Below are 8491 nucleotides of genomic sequence, written 5' to 3' on the forward strand. Positions count from 1 at the left end.
CGTGTCAACGACGGCCGAAACTCCTGCGGAGACGCCGTTTTCCCTGGTCGGCGGCGGGTCCCGGCGGTATAACGGTGGAGACCGAAATCAGACGTCCGGCGCCGCCGCCCGAGCGTAGCCGCCGAAGTCCGCACGTGGGAGGCACCAATGGTCGACGACCCGAACGGCGCTGCACCACGTGCTGACAGCGGCCAGGACGGTCGTATACCGCGCATTGGCGGTGGTCAGGACGGTCGTGTGCCGCGCATTGGCGGTGGTCAGGACGGTCGTGTACCGCGTGTTGGCGGGGCGGACGGTGTCGCAGGGCGGATTGGGCGCGTGGGCGTTGGGGCGCCGCGGGTTGGGATTGTTGGGCCGGCCGATCTTCTTCCGACGCTGGAGCAGGTCGCCGAGCGTGAGTTCCCCCGGCTGCAGCTCCGGACTTTGGTATACCAGGCTGAAGCCGAGGCGCCCGCCCTGGTGCGATCGGTGGATGACGTCGACGCCTGGCTGTTCACCGGCGTAGTCCCCTTCAGCCTCGCCCGCCGGGCCGGCGTCCTCCGAGTGCCATCCACGTACGTGCGCTACCGCGGCACCGGCCTGCCCCGAATCCTCGGCCAATTGCTCACCGACAACCCAACCGCCCGCACGGTCAGCATCGACACACTCCCGCGCCAGCAGGTCCACCGTCTGCTCCGTCGAGCCGGTCTGTCCTCCGTGCATGTGCGGGTCCTCGAACACCGCCCGGATCGAGACGCGGACGAGTTCCTGCGCTTCCACCTCCGCGTCGCCCGCGATCGCGGCGGAAGTATCGCGATCACGTGCGTACGTTCGGTATACCAAGAGCTCGCGCCGCAAGTGCCGACCGTACGACTGATCCCAGCGGTCGCGTCCGTACGAGCCGGCTTGCGCGCGGTCTCGTCGCTCGAAGCCGGTGATCCGGTGGACCCGGTGGTCGGCTTGGTCGAGCTGTCCGATCCCGCGCCTGAGCTGGCCGGACTCGTACAGGACCTCGATGCGAGCGTCGTACCGCTGCCTGAATCTCGCTATCTCGTGCTGAGTACCCGCGAGCGCCTGGTCGCGGTCTCAGGTGGTTTCGGTCGCCTCGGGTTGCTCGACGAGCTCCGTCGCGGGCGGGTGTCGGCGCGGATCGGGTTCGGCGCGGCCGGTACCGCCCTCGAGGCCGAACGCCGCGCGCGCCGCGCGGTAGCCCGAGCGCGGACCATCGGCCAGTTCGCGGCAGTCGTGGCGACGACCGATGACGCCGAGTTGGTGATCGGGTCGACCGCATCGGAACACGACGAGACAACCGTCCTGCCGATCCCGCTGGCGGTGGCCGAACGCCGCTCGGGGATCGACGCAGCTGCCCTTCTCCGCTTGGTCGACCTCGCCAATGACCGCGGCGCGGAGGGCCTGACCGCCGGCGACGTCGCCACCGCCCTCGACCTGGAACCCCGAGCCGCCCGCCGAACCCTCCAACGCCTCGCCGACGCCGGCGTCGTCCACCTCCTCGACTCCGCCCACACCGGCAAGGTCGGCCGCCCCCGCAAGGCCTACCGGGTAACCCTCCGCTAACCCAGATCGCCCTCCGCCACCCGAAACGTCAGCACCTCACCACGCGCCCCCAAACCGGTTTGGGGTGCCTAACCGCCCACTCCAGGAGCACAACCTTCCCCACTCCACGTGCACAGCCACCCCAAACCGGTTTGGGGCACTCAGCACCCCGCTTGGCGAAACCCAGAGCGAGAACCGCCAAGGAAGGACCGAGCAGGCCGGGCGACTACGTACGACCGGGATATGCACCTTCTCCGCAGTCCTCGCCGCCCTCTACGACCTCCTGAACCAACCGGACGACCTGTCCGAAATGTCCGGAACCACCGCGCGCCCCCTCCGGTGTTGCTTGTGCCGAAACGTTGCAGGGTGGGCCGAAATTGGGTTCCTTGACTGGGCAGGCGGGAGTCGGCACGATCCGGAGCACGGTTCGAACCGGCGTACGAAAGAGGAGTCGCATGTCCGAGTCCCTCGCCCTGCAGGGTGGTATACCAATTCGGCAGACCGAGTTTCCGGCCTGGCCCGTAGGTGACGCGACCGAGGAGGCGGCACTCGTCGAAGTCCTGCGCTCGGGCCGCTGGGGCAGCACCCACGGCGATCAGGTGGCCCAGTTCGAGGCCGAGTTCGCCGCAGCGCAGCAGGCTGAGTACGGCACGTGTCTCGCGAACGGAACGCTCGCCCTGGTCGCGGCATACCAAGCCGCCGGAGTACGTGCGGGTGACGAGGTGGTCGTGCCGCCGTACACCTTCATCGCGACCGTTTCGGCGGCGTTGTTCCTGCAGGCGATCCCGGTCTTCGCCGACGTCGACCCGGAGACCCATCTCCTCGACCCGGCCGCCGTCGAAAAGGTGATCACGCCCCGTACGCGGGCAGTGGTCGCCGTACACATCGGCGGTCGCCCGTGTGACCTGGACGCGCTGACCGAGGTGTGTACGCGGAATGGTGTCGCACTGGTCGAAGACGCCGCTCAAGCGCATGGCGCCTCGTGGCGCGGGCGCCGGGTCGGGGCGATCGGGGACCTCGGTACGTTCAGCTTCCAGAGCAGCAAGAACCTGAGCGCCGGCGAGGGCGGCATCATCCTCACCAACAGCGCCGAGCTGAACGATGCGGTATACCCGCTGGTGAACGTTGGCCGTACCCGCGATGGTGCCTGGTACCAGCATGATCATCTCGGCTACAACCTGCGGCTGACCGAGTTCCAGGGCGCGATCCTGCGCGCGCAGCTCAAGCGGCTGCCCGAGCAGGCGAAGCGGCGGGCGGAGAACGCCGACCGGCTCACCGCGGGCCTGGGCGAGTTCCCCGACGCGATCGCGCTCGCGCCGGAGGACCCGGCCGTCACCGAGCACGCGCGCCATCTCTATCTGTTCCGGTTGCGCGGCGCGACCGCGGCTGAGCGCGACTGGTTCGTGTCCGCGCTGCAAGCCGAGGGCGTCCCGTGCTCGCCCGGCTACCCGGGCCTGCACACGAACGAGGCCGTCCGCAGCCGGATGACCGAGCTGCTCCGCGCCGCCGACCGCCCGGAGGCGGCGTTCGACTGCCCGGTCACGGACCAGCTGGCCGCGAACACGGTTTGGCTGCCGCAAAACCTGCTACTCGGCGAAGAGTCCGACACCGCGGACATCCTGGCCGCGATCGCAAAAGTCCTCCGCAACCGTTGACCGGTGGACGTCCGTTCAGGGGGCACGTCGCACCGTGCCCCCGTGGACCTGGGTTCAGGGGGTACGGCGCGCCGCGAGCAGGCGGCGCATCGTACCCCCGAGGACGGCGGCGCGATCGGTTTCGGACAGCACCGCGAAGAGCACCCGGCCGAGCGACATGCGTACGTCGATGAACGGCACATCCGACCCGAACACCACCTGCCCACTCCCCAGTACGCCGACCATCCTCGTGATCTCATCGCCATGCATGAACGAGCCGCACAACTCCAGCACCACATTCGGCGTACGCTGCGCAACCGCGATCGCGTCGTCGAATCCATCTCGGGTCAGCCCGGTGTGACCAGCGAGAAACGTGACGTCGGGATGCTGCTCCGCGACCTCGCCGAGCATCGCCGGATCGTCGCAGTGATGATGCGTGGTGGTGTGCGTGAGCACGGGGCAGCCGGTCGCGGCGGCGTACTCCCAGACCGGGCGATAGCGCGGCCCGGTGATGCGGTAGTCGTGCAGGCTCGGGTGCAGTTTGATGCCGACGAATCGCGGATCATCGGCCCAGTGCTCGAGCTCGGCGACCGGGTCCTGCCAGGGGTTGACCACGAGGTATCCCGCGAGACGACCGGGATGGCGGCTGACGGCTGCCGCGGTCATCTCGTTGCCGGCGCGGGCTTCGCACTGGATCGCCAGATGGCTGGAGAGGACAGTGAGCTGTACGCCGCATCGATCCATCACGCGAACCATCGCGTCCGCGTCGTTGTCCGGGATGAAGAACAGGCTGTACGGGCCGAGGTGCGCGTGCGCGTCGACAATCTCGCGCGCATCCGGCGTACGCCGAGCCAGCACCGCATCCGCCAACGCACCCCTCGAGGCACTGCTCGCTGCGTCTTCCCATCCACCGCGCCGTGCGCCATCCGATGCACTCCGCGCGCCGCCCGATGCACTCCGCGTACCGCCCGATGCGGGGGTCATGAGCGGGCTCCGCTGGACGTCGGGATGAGCGAGGTGAAGGTGCCGGCGGCGATGGTGGTGACTGCTGGGTCGGCGAGTTCGGACCACAACAGCCGGGTCACCGCCTCGGCCGGGTCACGGGCAGGCATCCCAGTACCGAAAACCAGACGCTCCGGTGCAAATTCCTGCACCAGCCATTCCAATCCAAGGTGCGACGCGAAATGAGCCGTACCGAGGTACACGTTGGGACACCGATCCAGTACGCCGGCCGCGCGCCGCAGCACGCGATACCCGAGCTCACCGACCACGATCGACAGCGTCGGATGCGCATCGGCCAGCGTCTCGATCTGCCCCCAGGACGTCTGCCACAAATCGACCAGCACCGGCAAACCGGCCGCCGCGACCGCGCTGAACAACCGCGTGCAGTCGGGGCCTGCCAGGTCATACCCGTGGTCCTCGGGATACGCGCGGACCGCGACCACCCCAGCGGCCAGCGCTTCCGCGACAAACTCGTCCGGAGCGGGCATCTCGCCGGTACGGTCCGGGAGCACGACCCAGGACGGCAGCAACCGCTCGACACCCGCGATCTCAGTCATCAGCCGCGCGTTGCCGGCCCGCGGATCGTGCCAGCGCGCGGTCGTGTGCGAGACCACCGCGGTACGGATGCCGACCCGATCCATCCGGACCAGCAGTTCGTCGACCGTTCCGCTGCCGACATCGACCCGGGGATTGCGCCCGAGCGTCGCGTCGGCATCGAGCAAGATCGGATGCCCCTCGTCGGTACCCATGCGCGCGATCGTGCCGCGCCGCCAAAACCCCGTCAAGCACCCCCGTTTCGGCACGACCCCGACGCCGAAACCCAGAAGGGAACCCCATGAAGCCGCGCAACACCAGCCCATACGACCTGTTCCTGACCCAAGCCCAGAACCACCACCCCAAACTGTCCTTTCCCGGAGGAACTTCCGGAGGAGGTGCGGCGGCGGCCGACGGTCAATCTGCCCGCGGGACTGCGGGTGACTTTGCGGATTGGCGGGAGCAGACCACGGCGGCTGTGCTTGCGACTTTGGGCCAGCTGCCGGCGCCGGTCGATCCGAACCCACAGCTGATCGCCGAGCTGGATCATGGCCGAGTGGTCGAGCAACGCTGGCTGATCGACGTCGAAGCTGGCCTTTCGGCCTACGCGACTGTCCTCCGTCCGGCTGATCTCGCCCCCGGCGAACGCCGCCCAGGCATCCTCTGCTGGCACGGCCACGACGGCCAGGGCAAAGACACCATCATGCGCCCCGACCCCACGACCGAGCCGACCGCCGGCGCGACGGGTGCGGGATCGATGACTGCCGCCGCCGGGGCGACCTCCGGGGTGACAGCCGCCGGGGCGGGATCTGGGGTGACAGCCGCCGGGACGGGATCTGGGGTGACAGCCGCCGGGGCGGGATCTGGGGTGACAGCCGCCGGGGCGAGATCTGGGGTGACGGATGCGGGGTATGGGTGGCGGATGGCTGAGGGTGGGTTCGTGACGTTCGCGATCGACTGGATGGGACGTGGTGATCTGGATGACGATCGCAAGCCGAACCACCGGTCGGTCGCGGACGGTCGCGACTGGTGCAATCTGTACTACCTGCACGCCACCATGCTCGGCCGTACCCCGCTCGGCATGAACCTCGCGCATGGCCGCGTACTGACGGACTTCGTCGCCAACCTCCCGTTCGTCGACGCCGACCGGCTCGGGGTGATGGGCGCGTCCGGCGGTGGCACGCTGGCGTTGTGGAGCGCGCTCGCCGACGTACGGCTGCGGGCGATCGAGATCATCTGTTACAGCGACCTGTTCGCGGTCTTCGGGTACCGGGACATCAACTACTGCGGGTTGCAGATCGCACCGGGGTTGTACGACCTGGTCGACGTACCGGACCTGCAGGGTCTCCTCGCACCGCGCCCACTGCTGGTCGACATCGGCCTGTACGACGAGTGCTTCCGGGCGGAGTCGGCGCTCGCCTGCCACCACCGAGTCCGCGAAATCTACACAGCAGCCGGCGCGGAAGATCACCTCCTACTGGACCTGAACCCCACCGCCCACGGCTGGCAACTCGGGCAATCCCACGAGTTCTTCACCAACCACCTCCAGCCCCAATCCCCGGCTCGGCCCCAGGCTCAGGAGCGCGTGCGATGAAGACATGGCGGGTGGCGGTGCCGCGGACGCGGGATCCGTTCGTCAACACCCCGTTGCTGTCGATCGGGCCTGGCGCGGACGGGGTCGAGCTGTTCTGGATCTCGTCATGGAATTCCAACGTCGGCTGCACCGCATTGCTGGTCCGCGCCGACGGGGAAGCGGTGGTATACCATTTCCCGCTCCCGCACGCCGGCTTCTACAGCGCGGTTGCTGATGGCAACGATGGGATCTGGCTGTGCGGCGATCTGAGCCGGATCGTGCATCTGCGGTTGAGCGACGGACACTGGGATTCGTATGACACCGGCGCCGCTGAAGGTTTGGTATTCCAGGGCATGGCGCGGTACGGCGATCAGTTGATGGTCGCCGCATTCACCGGTACGCGTACCGATGCAGTCTGTTTCGACACCGCGACACGGCGTACGGCCAAGCTCTACGAGGACATCACTCCGCAGCACTACCTCCGAAGCAGCTTCCCCGGACCCGACGGCACCGTGACAATCGCGATCGAAACCCCCGCGACGGAGCTGCTGACGTGGAACCCGGCGGACGGCACGCTCACCCCCGGACCGCCCGCCCCCGACAGCATCGACCGGCAATGGCGCCTCCTACAGAACGCAGGCTGGGCGGCTCGCATTGAAGAAGTTCCCTCAGAGGTTGAGGACGTGCGGTGGTTTGGGATGGCAGGGGAAATGGTTTGGGGTGCTCGGTGCAGGGATTCGGCCGAGGTGGTGCTGTTTGATCGACAGGCTCGGACTGCGCGGGTGGTGTGCAGTGTGCCGGACAGTGATCACTTCAATCTCGCACTGACGACGGACCTCAAGGTGTTGGCGGTTACGCGATACGGGCGGTTGCTGCGATACGACGCGAACACCGGCGCAGTTGAGTTGGACGTCGAGCTGCCGGCCGAGTCGACAGGTCGCGTTGACTGTGTCGTTCGGCTGGATCGGCGCACAGTGCTTGGTACACCATTTATCAGTCAGCGGTTCTGGACTGTGGATCTCGAGTCCGGAGACGGGCGGGATCAAGGGCGAGCCGCGCCGGGTGGCGGGCAGATCAGTCGGAGCTGGCTGGTTGACGGTCGCGCGTACTTGGCCGCGTACGCGGGTGGTGAACTCACCTGCTTCGATCCCGCGCTGCCGATTGGATACCCGAAGAACCCGCGGGTGGTCGCGGCGCCGCCCCGCGCGATGCGACCGGTGGCTGGTGCGGTCGATGGGCGGGTGCTGGTGTACTCGTGTACGCAGAAGTACGGCGTACTTGGTTGCATACTCACGCGGTACGACCTCGCTACGGGCGCGGTGTCGTACGCCGATGATCCTCTGCCGGAGCAGGCTGTTCAGAGTATGTTGTGGCCGACGGGGAGCGACCGCATCCTGGTCGGCACGGCGCGGCATGCGGATATGACCTCAACGGTGCCAGCGGCAACAACCTGCTACCTGGGCTGGCTGGATCCGGGCGACCTCACCCTGCAGGACCTCATCCCGATGCCACCTGGCACCGACCGCGTCGACATCCTGGGTCTCCTCGACGACACCACCGCACTGTGCGTGCTTCCTGGCCCCCGCTGGTTCAAGCTGCCGCTGCTGACCAGCAGCACCTCGGAGCGGCGGTCTCGTGCCGGGACAGGATCGCTGGAGTTCATGGAGCTGCCGGTAAAGCTTGATCCTTGGGCGTTGCATTCGGCCGACGTGCCTGGGCGGTTTGTCGCGCTGGTCGGTGATCAGATCGAGCTGTGGGAGCTGTACGGTACGTCGTCAGCTGCTCGCCGGCTGAAGGTGCTTCACCGCGAGCCTGGGGCGTACCGGATTGTTGTCCAGGGCACCGATGTCTATGTGCTGACGTCGACGGAGTTGGTGGTTCTGGATGCGATCTTGAGCCAGTAACTCTTCGGTGGGCGGCCGACCGATCCCGCGCGGGTGGTGGTCACCTCGGCCACACCCGCGTGAACCAGCCGCTCCAACAGTCGGCGAGCCGACCGCTCCTCAATCCCCAGCACCCGAGCGACGTCGGCCGCGGTAACACAGTTGTCAGCCAATCCACCGACAACACCCCGCTCACCGACGACCCCGCCAAAGGCGATGTCGTCGGCGGTGACGTGCTCCGTGGCGGCACGCTCGGTGGTGACGCGCTCGGTGGTGACGTGGTCGGTCGCGGCATGATCGGTCGCGGCACGGTCGGTGGCGACGTGGTCGGT

Annotated in this window: 8 protein-coding genes; 5 read left to right on the forward strand and 3 right to left on the reverse strand. The window is 67.9% G+C overall.

The annotated features are described in order from the left end of the window. Positions 1 to 87 precede the first annotated feature (87 nt). Complete coding sequence (locus ABD260_RS08485) at positions 88 to 837, reverse strand: hypothetical protein (RefSeq protein ID WP_344232824.1); 750 nt, start codon at positions 835 to 837, stop codon at positions 88 to 90. Between ABD260_RS08485 and ABD260_RS08490 the strand changes: the two genes are divergently transcribed. Together ABD260_RS08490 and ABD260_RS08495 are read left to right on the forward strand one after the other, a co-directional pair. Beyond that, positions 838 to 1554 carry a helix-turn-helix domain-containing protein gene (locus tag ABD260_RS08490; RefSeq protein ID WP_344232825.1) on the forward strand — a complete coding sequence of 239 codons (717 nt, stop codon included), beginning with the start codon at positions 838 to 840 and terminating at the stop codon, positions 1552 to 1554. 434 nt (positions 1555 to 1988) lie between these two features. Further along, positions 1989 to 3188: a DegT/DnrJ/EryC1/StrS family aminotransferase gene (locus ABD260_RS08495; RefSeq protein ID WP_344232826.1), complete on the forward strand. Its 1200-nt coding sequence runs from the start codon at positions 1989 to 1991 to the stop codon at positions 3186 to 3188. A 54-nt stretch (positions 3189 to 3242) separates the two neighbouring features. Here ABD260_RS08495 and ABD260_RS08500 read toward each other — a convergent pair whose 3' ends face one another. Continuing rightward, complete coding sequence (locus tag ABD260_RS08500; RefSeq protein ID WP_344232827.1) at positions 3243 to 4037, reverse strand: amidohydrolase family protein; 795 nt, start codon at positions 4035 to 4037, stop codon at positions 3243 to 3245. Positions 4038 to 4147: 110 nt separating this feature from the next. Then, positions 4148 to 4918: an amidohydrolase family protein gene (locus ABD260_RS08505; protein WP_344232828.1), complete on the reverse strand. Its 771-nt coding sequence runs from the start codon at positions 4916 to 4918 to the stop codon at positions 4148 to 4150. 86 nt (positions 4919 to 5004) lie between these two features. Between ABD260_RS08505 and ABD260_RS08510 the strand changes: the two genes are divergently transcribed. The 3 genes from ABD260_RS08510 to ABD260_RS08520 form a co-directional block, all read left to right on the forward strand. Next, positions 5005 to 6297 (forward strand): alpha/beta hydrolase family protein, encoded by a 1293-nt coding sequence (locus ABD260_RS08510; RefSeq protein ID WP_344232829.1) that lies wholly within the window; start codon positions 5005 to 5007, stop codon positions 6295 to 6297. Beyond that, on the forward strand, positions 6294 to 8180 hold the full coding sequence (locus ABD260_RS08515) for a hypothetical protein (RefSeq protein ID WP_344232830.1): 1887 nt from the start codon (positions 6294 to 6296) through the stop codon (positions 8178 to 8180). Before ABD260_RS08510 ends, ABD260_RS08515 begins: the two co-directional genes overlap by 4 nt. 59 nt (positions 8181 to 8239) lie before the next feature. After that, positions 8240 to 8491, forward strand: a 252-nt coding sequence (locus tag ABD260_RS08520) for a hypothetical protein (protein ID WP_344232831.1), incomplete at its 3' end; no start/stop codon positions are given.

The sequence above is a fragment of the Kribbella hippodromi genome (assembly GCF_039531045.1).
Taxonomy (GTDB): Bacteria; Actinomycetota; Actinomycetes; order Propionibacteriales; family Kribbellaceae; genus Kribbella; species Kribbella hippodromi.

What these genes read in the sequence shown, in the direction of transcription:
- ABD260_RS08495 (WP_344232826.1), top strand. Translation starts at nt 1,989, where the DNA reads ATGTCCGAGTCCCTCGCCCTGCAGGGTGGTATACCAATTCGGCAGACC.
- ABD260_RS08515 (WP_344232830.1), top strand. Translation starts at nt 6,294, where the DNA reads ATGAAGACATGGCGGGTGGCGGTGCCGCGGACGCGGGATCCGTTCGTC.
- ABD260_RS08505 (WP_344232828.1), bottom strand. Translation starts at nt 4,918, where the DNA reads ATGGGTACCGACGAGGGGCATCCGATCTTGCTCGATGCCGACGCGACG.
- ABD260_RS08510 (WP_344232829.1), top strand. Translation starts at nt 5,005, where the DNA reads ATGAAGCCGCGCAACACCAGCCCATACGACCTGTTCCTGACCCAAGCC.